The organism is Tessaracoccus caeni, assembly GCF_029211185.1.
Taxonomy (GTDB): Bacteria; Actinomycetota; Actinomycetes; order Propionibacteriales; family Propionibacteriaceae; genus Arachnia; species Arachnia caeni.
Map to the genome: position 1 here is coordinate 122,283 of NZ_JARGDO010000009.1, position 16,244 is coordinate 138,526.

Genomic DNA, 16,244 nt, shown 5'->3' on the forward strand with positions numbered 1-16,244 from the left:
CTCGACGATCAGCGAGGCTGAATCCGTCACCGCTTGGGCTCATCCATGCTCAGCGGGGTTGTGAATATCAGCATGCTGATATTCACAACCCCGCTGATGCGAGATCGCAGTGCAACTGAACGGAATCAACCCCGATAAGGCGTAACGACCGGACGCTGCGGTCGAGCAAAACGTCTCCCTCAAACGCCTGGTCTGCGTCCGCGTGGGGTAAGCGGTTCGAACAACGCGGGAATGTTCTGGCCAGGTGGCGGTGAATCCGGGAACCAGGCACCGTCGGACATCCGCGCCGGTAACGTGTGACCCGTCGATAGGGGGACGGATGTCGAAGGTGTCGTCGATCGTGAGCGCGGCGGTGCCGTGGGTCTTGGGAGTGTTCGGAGTGCCGCCCCTCGTTGCTGAGGGTGCTGGTGTTGTCGCTGCGGGGGTTGACACTGTTGTCGAGGCCGGGAAGGCAAGCGCGGCCCGCAACAGAGAGTTGCAGGCCTTCGTCGCGAAGGCTGCCGAGAGTTTCGAGGAGCAGTGCGGCCGCGAGATCACCCACCTGGGTGACTACGACCGAGAAGTCGTCGAGAAGCGGATGCGCGAGTTGCTGCAGGCAGCGGATCGTGACGCGATGCTCGGTGCGGCGCTGATCGGATACGACGAGTTCCAGCTCCGGCTCTTTGGTACGGAGGCGTGCGCCGGACTGGACGACGATGGTCGCGGATACCTTGTTGCACTCTGTGGCCACGTCCACGGATTGGTGTTGTCCTTCGCCCAATCTGACGCTGTTCTCGGCGTTGCCAGTACGACGGCGATCAGGATCATCTGGCGAGAGTTGGCATCGCGCCCGACGCTCGATCAGGTGCAGCTACTGATCAGGCAGGCGATCTCGGGAGAGGTCGAGAAGCGGCGACACGTCGTGGGGTCTCGCCCGCGATTGGCAGCTGGCTTCGTCACGCGCAACGAGATGCCCGCGCTGAGGGACGCGCTGGATCAGTCTGGGGTCGCGACGGTCTCCGCCTTGCAGGGCATGCGGGGTGCGGGCAAGTCGCAGTTGGCGTCGGCATACGCGGAGGCTTGCGAGAACGACCTCTGGCGATTCGTCGGCTGGATAACCGCCTCCACTCGTGAGCAGGCGATCACCGAGTTGGCGGCAGCGGCCCAGTCCACCGGCATCTCTGACGAAGAGATCCCGGAGAAGGCCGCCAGGCAACTACTCGCCTGGCTGAGTAGCGCCGGACCAGAGCCACGACTGCTGGTGTTCGACAATGTGAACAGCGCGGACGACGTCACCGACCTGATTCCTACCGGGCCCGGCATGCGGGTGATCGTCACCACCACGCGCAAGGCAACTGCGCTGGGAAAACCCGTCGAAATCGGCGTCTACACGCCTCAGCAGGCCATCGACTACTTGCAGGACGCCACCGACGTTCGAGACGAAGAAGGCGCGGGTGCCGTTGCCGAAGATCTGGGACGACTGCCGGTCGCGCTGACCCAGGCGGCGGTCGTGATCAAGGGACGCAACTATGACTTCCGCCGGTATCGGGAACTGCTATCCAGTGGCCGGGGGCTCGACAGGGTGGTTGAGACGGAAGACGGCGCCTATCCCCAGTTGGTCGGTGTGGCACTGCGGCTGGCGTACACCGATGTGCTGAAGGGCTTGCCCGGCGAAGTGTCGGATGCGGCAGAGCACGTGCTGGGGGCCCTGGCGCTGTTGGCCGAGCCGGGCGTGCCCCGTGAGTGGCTACGCGGGCTTGGGGACGATGAGTTCGTGGTCGACGAGACGGTGGGCGCCCTAGTCAAGAACTCGATCCTGATCGAGTCCGAGGACCGACGCATCGTCTCGCTGCACCGGCTACAGGCCCAGGTGATCCGTGAGGACTTTGAGGCTCGCAATGAAATGGGGGCCGCCGTTCGAAACGCCTGCGTCGCGATGCATGGGGCGAGTTGGTATGTCGCGAATACCTACCTGGTGGAGCGGGACAATAACCGTGAGATAGCTAGTCAGTTCGTTGCGGTCAGGGAGCAGTCACACTCTACATCGCTGATGAATGACGAGGACTGGATGCGACTTGTGGCGGCCGTGGTGTATCGGTCAAGTCAGCAGCTCGATCCTTATCCTGCTATCGAACTTGAGGGCTACCTGGAAGATGTAAATAGAGTATTAGGAGCCGATTGTCGAGAAGCTCTTATGTTCTGTAACAATCTCGGTGTCGTCTACGAGTTGGTAGGTGATCTTGGTCGGGCCCGTTTGTTCTACGAGAGAGCACTGGACGGGCTATCTAAAGTAACAGGAGCTGATCAGTCTGATGTGCTAGCGGCCAGGAATAATCTGGCTGGTGTTTATCTGTCATCAGGTAATTTGACTCAAGCGGCTTCGATGCTGGAGAGGGTTGTTTGCGATGCAAAACGAGTCTTCGGTGAGAGGCATCCAGATACCTTGATGTTTCGGGGCAATCTTGCGAAGGCCTACGAAGCGGTGGGGGATCTGAGTAGAGCATCTGTGCTGTTCGATAGGCTTACGGAAGATACGTCGCGCATCCTGGGGAGCGGTGATCAGCGCACGTTTACCGCTCGTAGCGGGCTCGCGCGTGCGTATAAGGAGCAAGGGTGACTGGGGTCGCGCGATCTCGTTGAATGAGGAACTGATGAGGGACTGTCAGCAGATCTTGGGTCCAGATCATCCTAGGACTGTGCGGATACGGGACGATCTTGCCACTATGTACGAGGCTGCGGGTCAATTCGAGCGAGCCATCTCATTGCATGCGCGTGCGTTGTGGGATAGCGAGCGGATTCTGGGTGTTGGTCATCCAGTAACGCTTACTTGTAGAAACAACCTCGCCTACGCTTACGAGTCGGCGGGTGATTTAGATCGGGCGTTCTCGCTTTACGAACAGACGCTGCTGGATCGCGAACGACTCCTGGGTCTCGATCATCCGAGCACCTTGGTGTCTTGTAACAATCTTGCCGGCCTGTATCAGGCGAAGGGAGAGATAGGGAAGGCGGTTTCCTTGTATAAGCGGACGCTGGGGGATAGGGAGCGCTTCTTGGGGGCTGATCATCCGGACACGTTGATCTCTCTTAATAACCTTGCTGGTGCGTATCGCGCCGCAGGTAATCTGGTTCGAGCTGTACGTCTCTATGAGCGTGGTTTAGATGAGTGTGGGCGTGTGCTGGGTAAGGAACATGCAACCACTTTGGGGGTGTGGCGAAATCTCGCCGATACATATGGGATGATCGGTCGGTGGCGGGAGGCGTTCATGACGCTGGAGGAAGCAGTCAAAGTGTCGAAAAAGGCCTATGGCGCCGAACATCCAATAACTCAAGGTCTATTGGAACGTAGGGATGCTATCAGTCGTATGGGTGTGTTTTGGGTAGGTGGCGATCATTGATCTTGACGATTTGTTTGAGCTCGAAAGCTATGGACTGATCAGCCGCCACGGACTATTGACCCGAATCCTCAAGTAGGGACACGTCCCCGCTGTCGAGGGCGCTCGCAGCAGCGTCGCTGCTCAGGCGTGCGACGGCTCGCCCAGGTTCTGGATGTCAGCATGCTGACGTCAACGACCTGGCTGATCCGAGATCGCGGGGCAGCTGAACGGAATTAACCTGGATAAGACCGCGCTGGCTTGCGCACCGTTGGCTCAGCTCAGCTCAGCTCAGGCCGACGAACTCCTTGAAGGCCTCCACGCCGTCGAAGGTGACGGTGCCTGTCGGGCGGACGAAATGATCGGGGGTCAGGATGAAGCGCACTTCCTGGGCTCGCTCGCCCAGCCGATTGACGGGCCGGACCTCGACCCGCTGATAGCCGAGCTTCTCGCTCACACGCTGACTCGCGGGATTGTCCGAATAGGCCTCGGTGCGGCATTCGTCGGCGCCCAGCGCGTCGAAGGCGAAGGCGCAGACCAACTGGCGCATCGCCGTGCCGATACCGGAGCCGTGGTGCCGGCGGCCGAGCCAGGATCCGGTGCGCGCCACGCGGGTGATGGGGAAGTCGTCGGTCATGAGGTCTTGGCAGCCGACGATCTCGCCGCGATGTCGAACGACGAAGAGCAAGGACCAAGCATCGGGCCGAGCCGCTGCCCAGGTGGAGAAGTAGTGCCGGGCGGAGTTGAGGCGCAGGTCGGCCGGTTCTCGCAGGGCCCAGTCGTTGTTGAACGGATACGGCCGGTCTGGATCGACGACCCCCTCCGCCGCGAGGTCCAACAGTTCCGGCACGTCGGCGGGCGTCATGCCATGCAGTTCGAGGTCGCCGCATGCGATGGACACCCCGAACGGGGGATAGATCTCTGCCCAGGTAGTCACCCAGGCAGGCTATACCTCTATCCCTACGCCCCGTGCGGGTTGACGCGGTGCCGGCCCAGCGGGAGCATCAGGGGGCGGCCGCTGGTGGGGTCGGCGATGATCTGGCTGTCGATGCCGAAGACCGTGCGCACCATGTCCGTCGTCAGCACCTCCTCCGGCGAACCCGACTGATAGACGGTGCCGCCGGCGATGGCGACGAGGTGGTCGGCGTAGCGGGCGGCCAGGTTGAGGTCGTGCAGCACCATCACGATGGTGGTGCCGCTGGACTGATTGAGGTCGGTCAGCAGGTCCAGCACCTCCACCTGGTGGCTCACGTCCAGGAAGGTGGTGGGCTCGTCGAGCAGCAGCAGCTCGGTCTGCTGGGCGAGCGCCATGGCGATCCACACCCGCTGACGCTGACCGCCGGACAGCTCGTCGACGGCGCGATCGGCCAGGTCGAGGGTGTTGGTGGCCTCCAGTGCGGCGGCTACGGCCTCGTCGTCCTTGGCGGTCCAGCGGGAGAACACCTTCTGGTGCGGGTGGCGGCCCCGGCCCACCAGGTCGGCGACCGTGATGCCCTCCGGCGCGATGGGCGACTGGGGGAGCAGCCCCAGCGTGCGGGCCAGTTCCTTGGCCGGCATCTGGTGCACCTGCTTGCCGTCCAGCAGCACTTGGCCCTCGCGCGGCGCGAGCAGCCGGGAGAGCGAGCGCAGCAGCGTCGACTTGCCGCACGCGTTGGCGCCGACGATCACCGTGATCTCGCCGGGCGGCACGCTGAGATCGAGGCCCTCGATCACCGCGCGGTCGCGATACCCGAGGCTGAGACCCTGCGCCTCGAGGAGATGGGACCGGGTCACAGTGATCCTCCTGTGCGGTTGGTGCGGATGATGAGGTAGACGAGATACGGCGCTCCCAGCGCCCCTGTGACGACGCCGACGGGGTAGCGGGCGCCGAAGGCGTACTGGCCGAGCAGGTCGGCCAGCAGCACCAGCAGCGCGCCCACCAGTGCCGCCGGTACGAGGGGAGAGCCATGCGGTCCGATGATCCGGGCCGCAATGGGGCCTGACAGGAAGGCGACGAAGGCGATCGGACCCGCAGCCGCTGTCGCGAAGGCGATCAGGCCCACGGCCGAGACGATCAGGATGATCCGGGTGCGTTCGGTGCGCACCCCCAACGCGGCGGCGGTGTCGTCGCCCAAGCGCAAGGCGGCCAGGTTGCGGGCCTGCCCCAGCAGCACCGGGGCGAACACCACGAACGCGACGACGGCCGGCAGGTTAGTCTCCCACCGCGCGCCGTTCAGGCTGCCCATCAGCCAGCGCATCGCCTCCTGCAGCTCCCATTGGGGCGCCTTGCTGAGGAAGTAGGAGGTCAGCGAGTCGAGCATCGCGGCCATGCCGATGCCGATCAGGATCAGCCGGGTGCCGGCCACCCCTGAGCGGAACGACAGCAGGTAGACGGCGACGGCGACGCCGAGGCCGGCGGTGATGGCGAACACCGACACGCCCGTGCCGGAGAGCCCCAGCACGATGATCGCGAACGTCGCCGCCGCGCTGGCGCCGGAGCTGATGCCGATGATGTCGGGGCTGGCCAACGGGTTGCGCAGCATGGTCTGGAAGGTGACGCCGCCTAATCCGAAGCTGAGCCCGGCCACCACCGCGAGCACCGCCCGTGGCAGGCGCAGGCGACCGACGGTGAACGTCGCACCCGCGACGTCCTGGCCCAGCACCACACGCACCACGTCGCTCAGCGGATAGAACGTGTTGCCCACCATCAACGAGACGACGAACAGTGCGACGATCAGCACCGCCAGGACAGCCATGATGATCCGGCGACGGCGCCCCCGGCCACGTCGCCCGGACGCGACCAGCTCGACAGCCGCCGGAGACGCGGACAACAGCCTGGTGCTCATAGCTCACGCACCTTCTGCCGACGCACGATGGCGATGAAGAACGGCGCTCCGATAAGCGCGGTGATGATGCCGACGTCCACCTCGTCGGGCCGGGCGACGACGCGCCCTACCACGTCGGAGGCCGTGAGCAGCGCGGCTCCCGTCAAAGCGGAGAAGGGTAGCAGCCAGCGGTAGTCGGGGCCGACGATGAGGCGGCAGACATGCGGAACGACGAGCCCGACGAAGCCGATCGGCCCCGCCACCGCCGTCGCAGCCCCGCACAGCACGACCGCACCCAGTGAGGCGACGGCCCGCGCCACCGCCACGCGCTCGCCCAGGCCGGCGGCCAGTTCGTCGCCCAAGGCCAACGAGTTCAGCGACCGGGCCGAGGTCAGCGCGATGATCGTGCCCACGATCAGGAACGGCGCCACCTGCGCGATGGCGTCGAGGTTGGCGCCACCCACTCCGCCGATCTGCCAGGACCGCACGCTGCCGGCGATGTCGCCGCGCGGTAGGACGATGGCGCTGATGAAGGCGCTGAGGGCGGTGGCCGTCGCCGCCCCGGCCAAGGCCAGCTTGAGGGGAGTGGCGCCGCCGCGGCCGAGCGAGCCCACCAGATAGACGAACACCGCGGACACCGCGGCACCCGCGATGGCGATCCAGATGAACGAGGTGTAGGTCCAGACGCCGAACCACGCGATGCCCACCACGACGGCGAGCGAGGCGCCCATGTTCACGCCGAGGATGCCGGGGTCGGCCAGCGGGTTGCGGGTTACGCCCTGCATCAGGGCTCCCGCTAGGCCCAGGGCCGCGCCGACGACCAGTGCCAGCAGGGTGCGGAGGATCCGCTTGAGCACGGCCGCCTCGCCCAGGCCGTTCGTCGAGCCGCCGAACGCCGCCACGATCTCCGCCCACGAAACCACTCGCGAGCCGATCGCCACGGACAACGCACAGACCACAGCAAGCACCACGGCGACGCCGAGCAGCCCGAGCGCGCGCCGACGCGCCGGCCGCCGCACGATGGCGGCGCCCGGCGCGTTAGCGGTCGTCTGGGGAATCAGCTCGCCTTGTTCGCGGCCTCGGCCAGCATCGCGACGTAGTCGTCGAGCACCCACGAGATCGACAGCGGCGTGGGGTTGGCGGCAGTGCCCAGCGGGCCGCTGCCGTCGAGGAAGACCACCGCGTCGTTCTTGATGGCGGGCATCTGCGAGAGCAGCGGGTCGGCCTTCAGGGTGTCGACCAGTGCCTGGTCGCCGTAGGTGACGATCAGGTCGACGTCGTCGAACATGTCTACCTGCTCGGCGCTGACGCTGCCGGAGAACTCGCCCGCGGCGGAGGCCTCGGCCACGGCGGCCGGGGTGGTGAGGCCGAGATCCTCGAAGAACGCGGCGCGGGTGTCGTTGGCGGTGTAGAAGTTCACCTTGCTCAGGTCGGCGGTGTCGACGTGCGTCACGAACATGGTCGCCTTGCCCTCGAGACCCGGGTGGGCGGCCACCGTGTCGGTGATCTGCTTCTCGAGGGTCGCGATCAGCTCGTCGCCCTCAGCGGCCATGCCCATGCCCTGAGCGTTGAAGCGGATCACGTCGCGCCACGACGTGGACCAGGCGGCCTCGGGGTAGGCGACGGTGGGGGCGATCTCGCTGAGGGTGTCGTAATCCTCCTGCGTGAGGCCGGAGTAGGCGGCGAGGATCACGTCGGGCTTGGTGTCGGCGACGGCCTCGAAGTCGATGCCATCGGTCTCGTCGAAGAGGACGGGGGTCTCGGCGCCCAGCTCGGTGAGCTTCTCGGAGACCCAGGGCAGCAGGCCGTCGCCGTCGTCGTCGCCGAAGTTGGCAGCGGCCATGCCGACGGGCACCACGCCGAGCGCCAGAGGCACCTCGTGGTTGGCCCAGTTGACGGTGGCGACGCGCTCTGGCTTGGCCGGGATGGTGGTGGTGCCGAGCGCGTGCTCGATGACGATGGGGTAGGCCTGACCGGTTGTGGAGGCCTCGCCGCTCGCGGACGGGGAGGTCGTCGGAGCGGAGGTGGTGGGGTCGGCCGGCGTGGGGGTGCCGGAGGAGCAGGCGGAGAGGGCGAGTGCGGTGGCGCCGATGGCGGCGGCGAGCATTCTGCGGAAGCGCATGAGGGGGAATCTCACTTTCGACTGGTGGTGGGCATGCCGAGTGCATCCGACGGGACGCGACACTTATGTAAGGCAATGCTTACCTAATACCCTAAGCAGGAAGTCGAGGTCTGCGCAATCGTGCAGTGCAATAGATTGGCGCCCATGACGATGCCGCGCAGTACCCCGTCCGCTCAGGGCGTAGACGCCCGAGGCCTGCTGGCCCTCCTCGACTCCTTCGAGACCCCCGGACACGGATACCACTCGCTGATGATCGCCCGCCGTGGCCATGTGATCGCCGAGGGATGGTGGGCGCCTTATGCCCGCGACCGAGTGCACCTGGGCTACTCGCTGACCAAGAGCTTTACGGCGACGGTACTGGGCGACGTGGCGGAACGAGGGCTCATCGACCTGGATGCGCCCGTGCTCTCCTACCTCACCGACCTCGACGACGTGCCGGAGATCTGGCGACGGGTGACCGTGCGACACTGCATCACCATGACCGTCGGGCACACCGAGGACGTCTGGAATTGGCGCGGCGACGCAGAACCCAACCCCGCCGGACCGCACGATGGCGACCCGTTGCTGTCCTTGGTCCTCGACCGCATCCCCGACGACGAGCCCGGCCAGGTCTGGGCATACAACCAGGCGGGCACCTACCTCGTCGCGCAGGCCATCGCCGCGGCCACCGGTGAGCCCGTCTCGTCGCACATCCGACGACTTCTTCTCGATCCGTTCGGCGGCGCTCCCGCGAAAGCGCAGCGCACCTACCAAGGCCGCGACCTCGGCTTCAGCGGAATGTCTTTCACCACGTCGTCGATCCTCGCGCTGGCGCAGACCTGGCTGGACGGCGGTCTCTGGCAGGGGAGGCGGATCGTTCCGGAGGGCTTCGCCGCGCTCGCTCCCGTCCCCAGCGCTCCGTCCTTGGCCAGCGACGGCGTCGGCGACTGGGGCTGCGGTTATGGCTATTCGTTCTGGGGACAGCGTCACGGCTTCCGCGGCGACGGAGCTTTCGGACAGTTCGCGGTGGTGCTACCTGAGCAGGACGTCGTGGTGGCGATCACCTCAGAGGTGGACGTGATGCAGGACGTGCTCGACCGGCTGTGGGCCCATCTCCTACCCGCCGTCGACGCCACCCCGGACGTCGAGGCCGATCGCGAACTCGCCGAGCGGCTGAGTGCCCTTGTGCATCCGGCGCTGGGCGGCCCGGAGCGCAGGGAATCGTCGACGGTGACGCGCGATCCGGCCTCCCAGCTGCCCGACACCTTCGCGGCAGCGAGCCTGGAGGCTGTCGAGGACGGCCACATCCTGCGCATTCAGCATCCGGCGGGGGAGTTGGTCACGGTGATCGGCGACGGGAAGTGGGTGGAATCGTCGTGGCCCACGCCGAGAGGACCGGAGATTCCGGTGGTGGCTAGCGGTGCGTGGGAGGGTGCCGTCTTCGTCGCTCAGGTGCGTCTGGTGGAGACTCCTCACACCGTCCTCGTCCGCATCGATCCGGCGGCCGGATCCGTGAGGCTCGACTGGAGGCTGGTTGCGCTCACGGGCGCTGACCCGCTGTCGACCGCCTCGTTCAGCTTCTGAACGCAGCCCCGCGACGACGGGCGGTCCCGACCGCGATGGTGGTCATTGCCAGGGGGAGGACGAGGAGGGACATCAAGGCGTCGGGCAGACCAGCACGCACGATCGGCGCCCCATCCGCGGGATCGGTGAACCCGATGTGGTGGGTGCCGACGAGGAGCGCGATCATGCTCAGCACGATAGCGATGCCGATCGCCGTGGCGTCCTTGCACGCCGGGCGCCGTCGGAATCGGTCGCTCGTAACCACGTTGTAGTGCGCGATGGCAGTATCCATCTTCTTCCCCTCGTCACTGGCTTCGTCCGAACGGATGAAGCCTGTCAACGCCCCGGATCGCGGTGATCGGACCTCCCGATCGTGTGCCATCCAGAAGGGCACCGTTGTGTCTTTCTACACAAGAAGACAGCGAAAAGCTCTAACTATGACGTGATGTAGGAGATATCGCTCCGAATCCGAACGCGCCCGGACGGCCGCGTGTCTCTCAGCCGAAGCGGCGAGCCTAGCGGCTCCAGGGGTTGTTCGAGTGGGGCGGCCGGTTCGGTCGATAGTCGCGGCGCACGGCACCGGGGTTGCGGCCGATGACGCGCGTGAACGCCCGGTTGAACGCGGCCTCAGAGCGATAGCCCGTCTCCTCGGCTACGTGCGCGACCGGGACGTCGTCCTCCCGAAGCCTGGTCAAGGCCAGGTTCATCCGCCACCGGATGAGGTAGGAGATCGGAGGCTCGCCGACGAGCCTGGAGAAGCGTGCGGTGAACGAGGAGCGGGCCATGCCGGCGACGTCGGCCAGTTGGTCCAGGGTCCAGGAGCGGCCCGGATCCGAGTGGATCGCCTCGAGGGCCCGACCGATGCGCTCATCCTGGAGGGCCCTCAACCATCCGGTGGTGGCGTCGGCCTTGGTGGCGATCCAGCAGCGCAGTGCCTGAACGACGAGGATGTCGGCCAATCTGGTCGCGACGGCCTCTTCGCCCGTTCGGGGCTGGGCGAGCTCGCTGCTCATGAGCCGGGTGGTGTCCCTGAGGAAGGACTCGGCGAGCGCGGAATCGCGTCGGATGATCAGGACGGGCGGCATGGCGCGCATCAGCTCGCGCGCGGCGGCGTCCTCGAACGACACGACGCCGTAGATCAGCTGCGACGCACGGCCCGCGCCGCCATACCGCAACTGCGAGTAGCGCTCGCTCACGCGTTCCTGGGGGACGCGGTCGATGCGAGGGCCCTCGGGCTCGTCCGGCGAGCTGACCAGTTCATGCCCCTGGCCGTCGAGGATGAGCGCCAGGTCGCCCCCGCGCAGCTCCATCGGAACCGACCCTGGCATGCGGATCCAGCACGCTCCCGAAGTGAGCAGATGGAACGTGAGTGAGTCGGGGATAGCCGGTATCTCCAGTGACCACGGGGCACTCAGGTCCGCGTGGCAATAGAGCCTGCTTCGCATCCGGAGCGACCGAAGAGTACGGGCGAGCCAGATCTGATTTCGCGTGCTCGCCGTTGATTGCATGAGGCATTGTGGCACGACTCGGGGCTTCTTTGCGCGTCCGTTCCGCCAAAACGTGGCGCCGACGCTAGCTCCGGAGCTCCAAGGCCCGAGTCAGCAGTGCTTCGGCGCGCCGCTCGAAAGAGTGCTCCGAGCGAATCCGTTCGGCGACAGCCATTCGGTGCGCCAGGTCGGGCCACACCTGCTCCGGGTCCGACGCGAGTGCCTCTCGCACGTCGTCGGACGACTCGCAGCCCACCACGCAGCCGTCGAAGAGATCCAGCCCGTCGATCGAGTCGCTCAGCACCCGCGCTCCGCACGCCACGGCGTCGAACAGGCGGTTGGAGAGGAACCCAGCCCGTCGCATGTCGTCCCAGTGATCGCTCAGCACCACCGTGGCGGCGGCATAGTGCGCGCCCAGGTCGTCGTTGGGGATCCGGGTACCGGCCAGGTGTGAAGCCACATGAGTCTCCTCCCAGCCGGTTCCGAAGATCCGGGGTCGAGCTCCCGCCTCAGCCGCCGCTTCCACGACAGGACGATGCGAGCCGCGTCGCGCGTTGCCGACGAACAGCACTCCTTCTGTAGCTCCAGGCAGGGTGCGGCCGGGATGGAAGAACTCTGGGTCGGTGCATTGCAGCAGCGGTGACACCGGGATGCCCCACTCGGCGCTTCGAGCGGCAGCCCAGGACGGGGAGGCGGCGAATACGGCGTCGTAGGAGCGGGCCTCGTCGGCATCCACCTTGTCGGGATGCGAGATCACCCACAACAGATGCAGCGGACCGGGGCGAGGGGTCACCCGTTCCAGGCCGCGCAGCGTGACCACAACGTCGTCCTGGCTGCGGCTGTCCCTGTCGCGGGTGTCGCGACGGTCGATCTGAACGCTCTGATCGAGTCGGCGCAACGCTCGTGCCAGCGAGATCGCGAAGTAGGTGTCGCCCCACTGGTCACCCCAGCGCCCCGGTGTGGCCGCGGTGTCGATCGCCCAGTTCAACCGAGGGCGGGCGGCCGGCTGTCGGCGTCCGGTGAACCGCCCGAAAAGGCGCGCCCACGAACCTGGGATGTCCGAACGCTGCATGTCGTTCATCGTAGTCACTCTGTACGATGGCGCCATGCCCGCTCACACAGGCGCGTCACGCCGCGTTTCCCGTCAGTCTCAGCGTCGACGCACAGCGAGGTGGGTGGGCATCACGGTGGCGGTGGTGCTCGTCGCCCTGATCGGTGCCGGCGTCTGGTTGGGGCTGAAGGTGCTCACCGTGCGCAACGAATTGATGGCCGCACAGGCAAGCTTGTCCGGACTGCGTGACGGCGACGCGGAGCAAGGCCTCACCGTCATGGCGGAGCATGGAGCGCGGGCTGCCGAGGCCACCGACAGCCTGGTGTGGACGGCCGCCGAGTACGTGCCGTGGGCGGGGGACAACCTCCGAGCCGCCCGCCTGGCCGCCGAGACCTTGGACGCGCTCGCCGGCGGGCTCGGCGTGCCGGCGCTGAATGCGCTGAAGAGCGACAGTGACGATCCGATGCTGACGCGCGTGTTGCCGGTGCTGCAAAGCTCGGCGCCGCGGGTCCATGAGCTCAACGCGCAGCTTCAAGACGTGGGACGCAGTGACAGCCTGGTGTCGCAGCTGCGTGGTCCTATCGAGCAGGTTGCCGAAGTGATGGGAACCGTCGACCCGGTGCTGCAGGTGCTGCCCGGAATGCTCGGCGCTGACGGCGAGCGCAACTATCTCCTCGTCGGGCAGAGCAATGCGGAGACGTTGGCGCTGGGTGGCAGTGCCGCATCGCAGAGCCTGCTGCATGTGTCGGACGGCGAACTGAAGATCGTCAAGCAAGCCGACAGCAAGCAATATCAGTGGGGCGTACACGCCGATGTGGAGATCGATCAAAGCGCGCTGGACCTCTACAACGAGTACCTGATCAACAACGTCAACACCGCCGTCGGTCGGCCCGACTGGCCCACGGCGGCCCGGACGATCATCGCGCTCTGGCATCGGGACATCGACCCGGAACCCGTCGACGGTGCCGTCTCGATCGACCCCCTTGCCATGGCGCGGATCATGCGGGCCACTGGTCCCGTCACCGTGGACGGACGCGAGCTGACCAGCGACAACGTGGTGGCCTTCCTGCTCAGCGACGCGTATGAGCTCTATGAGCCCGGGGAGTCAGGCGAGGTCGACGGCATCTTCAAGGAAGTCGCGGTTGCGGTCATGGACAGCGTGGTCGAAGGCGACTTCGATCCGGGGGCCCTGGTGTCAGCGGTCAGGGACAGCATCGACGCCGGCAGCCTGATGTTCTGGAGTGCCGACCCCGAGATCCAAGAGATGATCACACCTTGGAGGCTCTCCGGGGTGCTGCCCGCCAGCAACCTGCCCGACACCGTGGTCGGTGTCTACTTCCGTGACGCCTCGCTGGGGTCGAAGATCGACTACTACATGCGCACAGAGGCCGAGGTCACAGCGACCTGCAACATCGACGGCACCGTCACCTACGATGTCAGCGCGACGGTCGGCCTCGATCTGACCAAGGACAAGGCGCGGACGTTGTCCTCGTATGTGACGGGTGGTGACGTGGAGACCAAGATCTATCGCACCCAGGTGTTCCTCTACGGACCGCCCGGTACCAAGGTGACCGAGCGGCTCGGCGAAACCGATCGTGACAAGGCGTGGAAGTGGCGTGCGCTCGACATGGAGGATCTGGGACGCCCCACTCCGTCCTTCATGACGGTCAACCCGCTCGGCGGTGAGACGGTGACCGTCGGAGCCCGATTCACGGGCCCCGCCACGGAAACCGGTCCGCTCGATGCGTGGACGACCCCCATGGTGCACCCCACGAAGGTGACCGTCGACGACAGCTGCAGCCGCTGAGGCTGAGACTCCTCGGGGATCGCCTAGTCGGTGGGGTCTGACGGGCGTTCGACGACGATGGTCACCTTGCTGACCACGGCGGCGATCGCGCCGACGCCGAGCAGGAGCGGAGCGACCAGGGCTGTCACCGCACCCACCGTGAGGCCGGCATTGAGGGGGATCTCGAGCAGCGTCTTGCCTTCGCGTCGCAGCGTGATCCGCCGCACGTTGCCCTCTCGGATCAGCTCCATGACCTTGTCGACCACGTTGCCGAGTGTGACCTCGAACTCTTCGGTCTTGCTCTCATCGCTCATGTCGCTCACTCCATCGCCGGGGCCGACGTCGCCGGCCGTTGCCCCCATTCTCCCCGTTGAGGCAAATCATGTACCTCCATCGACAGTCGAGGCAGTTTTACATTTCGGAAACAACCCCGGCAGATTGGCGAAACAGGGGCAGTGGATACTCTTTCCGTAAGAAGGCGGTATCTGCCGCCGAGCGTTTCCGCGGCCGCTATTGCGCCGCCGCTAAGAAGGAGTGGTTCTCGTGTCGAATGGTGGACCTGAAGTAAGTCGTCGATCATTGGCGGGAATGGCTGCTGGTTTTGCGGCCGTCCCTTTCCTTGCTTCGTGCGCCAATGATGGTGGGACTGACGGTGGATCCACTCCGGATCACAAGGAGAGTGGTGCGGGCATATCTGCTTCCCCAGGGACTGGTGAGTTCGATCTGGTCATCGCCGGGGCGTTCGTCTCGAAGCTCGGCCAGGTGGCCGACGTGGCGATCAAGGACGGCAAGATCGCGGAGGTGGGTACGGTCGATCCGAAGCGGGCAACCGAGGTTGTCAGCGGTGAGGGCAAGTTCCTCGCTCCGAGCTTCGTGGATACCCACACCCACCTTGACAAGGCTCTCCTCTGGGATGACGACGCCTATCGCGCCGACGTCAAGGCCAACGAGGAGGCCTGGTACGCGTCTGATCAGAGCGATGGCTTCGGCTATTCGACCGCAGGAATGGCCGAGCGTGCCTACATGGCACGCCTGATTGACGCGGGCACTTCCCAGGCGGACATCGTCGTCAAGGTCAAGGAGCGCATGACGACCGTGATCGACTGGGCGATCGCGCGAGGCACCGGCACCATCAAGACGCACACCACCTGGGGTGAGATTGGCGTCCAGGCCATCACCGAGCTGAAGGAGGAGTACGCCGGCCGGATCGACCTCAAGGCGATCGTTCCCTGGTCTGCAGCGACAGAGAAAGAAAGTTTTACGCAGCTCACGCGAACAGACTATGAGAAGTACGTGGAAAACGGTCAGGTCGACTTCATCGGTGGATATTTCTCGGTAGGTTCCGACCTTGCGAATATCGATTCCCTCTTCGCTTTTGCGGAGAGCAGTGGGTTGCCCGTCGATCTTCACGTCAATGAGCAGGACACGCCCGATTTCACCGAATACAATCACATTCTGGATCACGCGATCAGACTTGGCCTCGGCGACAAGCTCAGCTGTGGGCACCTGACCGCACTGGACGCGCTCGGCGTCGATCAGAACGATCTGGACGCGGTCATCGCCAAGGCGGCGCGGTCCGGCAGCAATGTCATCTCCCTGCCGTCGTGCAACATGTTCTTGATGGGCCGGAAGCAGGAGGTGCCGCGACGCCGCGGGACGACCCGTCTCGACCTGTTCCTCAAGAACGGCGTGAACACGGCCTTCGCGTCCGACAACATCCGCGACGCATGGCGGCCCTACGGCAACGCTGACCTGCTTCAAGAGGCGCTGGTCGGATCCCACGTCATGCAGTACGCCTATCCAGAGGATCTGGAGAAGGTGTTCGACATGATCACGTATAACCCGGCGCGCAACGCCGGGCTGGAAGGCTATGGCGTCGGAGTCGGATGCAACGCCGATCTGGTGCTTCTCGATACCGACAGCGCGGCGAACGCGATCCTGACTCAGGCTGCGCGCATCGTCGTGGTCAAGGCCGGAGCGATCGTTGCGCGGGACGGTGCGCTGGTCTGAGCGCAACTCGAGCGTTGGTGTTGGATGGCTCAGCGGGGTTGATTCCGTTCCGTTGCCCGACGACCTTTGGTTAGCGGGGTTGGAAATATCGG

General features: G+C 65.5%; 14 protein-coding genes. 5 read left to right on the forward strand and 9 right to left on the reverse strand.

The annotated features are described in order from the left end of the window. The first annotated feature begins 319 nt into the window (after positions 1 to 319). Positions 320 to 2,596 carry a tetratricopeptide repeat protein gene (locus P0D62_RS09955; RefSeq protein ID WP_275702483.1) on the forward strand — a complete coding sequence of 759 codons (2,277 nt, stop codon included), beginning with the start codon at positions 320 to 322 and terminating at the stop codon, positions 2,594 to 2,596. Beyond that, positions 2,574 to 3,374, forward strand: a complete 801-nt coding sequence (locus tag P0D62_RS09960; RefSeq protein WP_406708241.1) for a tetratricopeptide repeat protein — start codon at positions 2,574 to 2,576, stop codon at positions 3,372 to 3,374. The genes P0D62_RS09955 and P0D62_RS09960 overlap by 23 nt, the downstream gene beginning before the upstream one ends. 262 nt (positions 3,375 to 3,636) lie before the next feature. Here the strand turns inward: P0D62_RS09960 and P0D62_RS09965 are convergent, their stop codons facing one another. Genes P0D62_RS09965 through P0D62_RS09985 form a run of 5 tightly spaced genes read right to left on the reverse strand, consistent with a single transcriptional unit; the run spans position 3,637 to position 8,276 of the window. Continuing rightward, positions 3,637 to 4,287, reverse strand: a complete 651-nt coding sequence (locus P0D62_RS09965) for a GNAT family N-acetyltransferase (RefSeq protein WP_275702485.1) — start codon at positions 4,285 to 4,287, stop codon at positions 3,637 to 3,639. Between the two features lie 23 nt (positions 4,288 to 4,310). Continuing rightward, positions 4,311 to 5,123, reverse strand: coding sequence for an ABC transporter ATP-binding protein (locus P0D62_RS09970; RefSeq protein ID WP_275702486.1), 813 nt, complete (start codon positions 5,121 to 5,123; stop codon positions 4,311 to 4,313). Further along, complete coding sequence (locus tag P0D62_RS09975; protein WP_275702487.1) at positions 5,120 to 6,175, reverse strand: FecCD family ABC transporter permease; 1,056 nt, start codon at positions 6,173 to 6,175, stop codon at positions 5,120 to 5,122. The genes P0D62_RS09970 and P0D62_RS09975 overlap by 4 nt, the downstream gene beginning before the upstream one ends. Further along, positions 6,172 to 7,173: a FecCD family ABC transporter permease gene (locus tag P0D62_RS09980; protein ID WP_275702488.1), complete on the reverse strand. Its 1,002-nt coding sequence runs from the start codon at positions 7,171 to 7,173 to the stop codon at positions 6,172 to 6,174. Before P0D62_RS09980 ends, P0D62_RS09975 begins: the two co-directional genes overlap by 4 nt. Before the next feature lie 38 nt (positions 7,174 to 7,211). Beyond that, positions 7,212 to 8,276, reverse strand: a complete 1,065-nt coding sequence (locus P0D62_RS09985) for an iron-siderophore ABC transporter substrate-binding protein (protein WP_275702489.1) — start codon at positions 8,274 to 8,276, stop codon at positions 7,212 to 7,214. Between the two features lie 144 nt (positions 8,277 to 8,420). Here P0D62_RS09985 and P0D62_RS09990 point away from each other — a divergent pair, with 144 nt between their 5' ends. Continuing rightward, positions 8,421 to 9,839, forward strand: a complete 1,419-nt coding sequence (locus tag P0D62_RS09990) for a serine hydrolase domain-containing protein (protein WP_275702490.1) — start codon at positions 8,421 to 8,423, stop codon at positions 9,837 to 9,839. Here the strand turns inward: P0D62_RS09990 and P0D62_RS09995 are convergent. From P0D62_RS09995 to P0D62_RS10005, 3 genes are all read right to left on the reverse strand, one after another. Then, entirely contained in the window at positions 9,829 to 10,110 is a 282-nt protein-coding gene (locus P0D62_RS09995; protein ID WP_275702491.1) for a hypothetical protein, read from the reverse strand. The genes P0D62_RS09990 and P0D62_RS09995 overlap by 11 nt on opposite strands. Before the next feature lie 223 nt (positions 10,111 to 10,333). Continuing rightward, positions 10,334 to 11,326 (reverse strand): AraC family transcriptional regulator, encoded by a 993-nt coding sequence (locus P0D62_RS10000; RefSeq protein ID WP_275702492.1) that lies wholly within the window; start codon positions 11,324 to 11,326, stop codon positions 10,334 to 10,336. A 64-nt stretch (positions 11,327 to 11,390) separates the two neighbouring features. Beyond that, entirely contained in the window at positions 11,391 to 12,386 is a 996-nt protein-coding gene (locus P0D62_RS10005) for a glycosyltransferase family protein (protein WP_275702493.1), read from the reverse strand. A 25-nt stretch (positions 12,387 to 12,411) separates the two neighbouring features. Between P0D62_RS10005 and P0D62_RS10010 the strand changes: the two genes are divergently transcribed. After that, positions 12,412 to 14,163, forward strand: coding sequence for a DUF4012 domain-containing protein (locus P0D62_RS10010; RefSeq protein ID WP_275702494.1), 1,752 nt, complete (start codon positions 12,412 to 12,414; stop codon positions 14,161 to 14,163). Between the two features lie 23 nt (positions 14,164 to 14,186). Here the strand turns inward: P0D62_RS10010 and P0D62_RS10015 are convergent, their stop codons facing one another. Continuing rightward, positions 14,187 to 14,456: a DUF4342 domain-containing protein gene (locus tag P0D62_RS10015; protein ID WP_275702495.1), complete on the reverse strand. Its 270-nt coding sequence runs from the start codon at positions 14,454 to 14,456 to the stop codon at positions 14,187 to 14,189. Between the two features lie 274 nt (positions 14,457 to 14,730). Here P0D62_RS10015 and P0D62_RS10020 point away from each other — a divergent pair, with 274 nt between their 5' ends. Beyond that, on the forward strand, positions 14,731 to 16,152 hold the full coding sequence (locus tag P0D62_RS10020; protein WP_275702496.1) for an amidohydrolase family protein: 1,422 nt from the start codon (positions 14,731 to 14,733) through the stop codon (positions 16,150 to 16,152). Positions 16,153 to 16,244 lie beyond the last annotated feature (92 nt).

Coding starts and splice junctions, on each gene's coding strand:
- P0D62_RS10015 (WP_275702495.1), bottom strand. CDS start 14,456: ATGAGCGATGAGAGCAAGACCGAAGAGTTCGAGGTCACACTCGGCAAC.
- P0D62_RS09955 (WP_275702483.1), top strand. CDS start 320: ATGTCGAAGGTGTCGTCGATCGTGAGCGCGGCGGTGCCGTGGGTCTTG.
- P0D62_RS09995 (WP_275702491.1), bottom strand. CDS start 10,110: ATGGATACTGCCATCGCGCACTACAACGTGGTTACGAGCGACCGATTC.
- P0D62_RS09985 (WP_275702489.1), bottom strand. CDS start 8,276: ATGCGCTTCCGCAGAATGCTCGCCGCCGCCATCGGCGCCACCGCACTC.
- P0D62_RS10020 (WP_275702496.1), top strand. CDS start 14,731: ATGGCTGCTGGTTTTGCGGCCGTCCCTTTCCTTGCTTCGTGCGCCAAT.
- P0D62_RS09975 (WP_275702487.1), bottom strand. CDS start 6,175: ATGAGCACCAGGCTGTTGTCCGCGTCTCCGGCGGCTGTCGAGCTGGTC.
- P0D62_RS09990 (WP_275702490.1), top strand. CDS start 8,421: ATGACGATGCCGCGCAGTACCCCGTCCGCTCAGGGCGTAGACGCCCGA.
- P0D62_RS10010 (WP_275702494.1), top strand. CDS start 12,412: ATGCCCGCTCACACAGGCGCGTCACGCCGCGTTTCCCGTCAGTCTCAG.
- P0D62_RS10005 (WP_275702493.1), bottom strand. CDS start 12,386: ATGAACGACATGCAGCGTTCGGACATCCCAGGTTCGTGGGCGCGCCTT.
- P0D62_RS10000 (WP_275702492.1), bottom strand. CDS start 11,326: ATGCAATCAACGGCGAGCACGCGAAATCAGATCTGGCTCGCCCGTACT.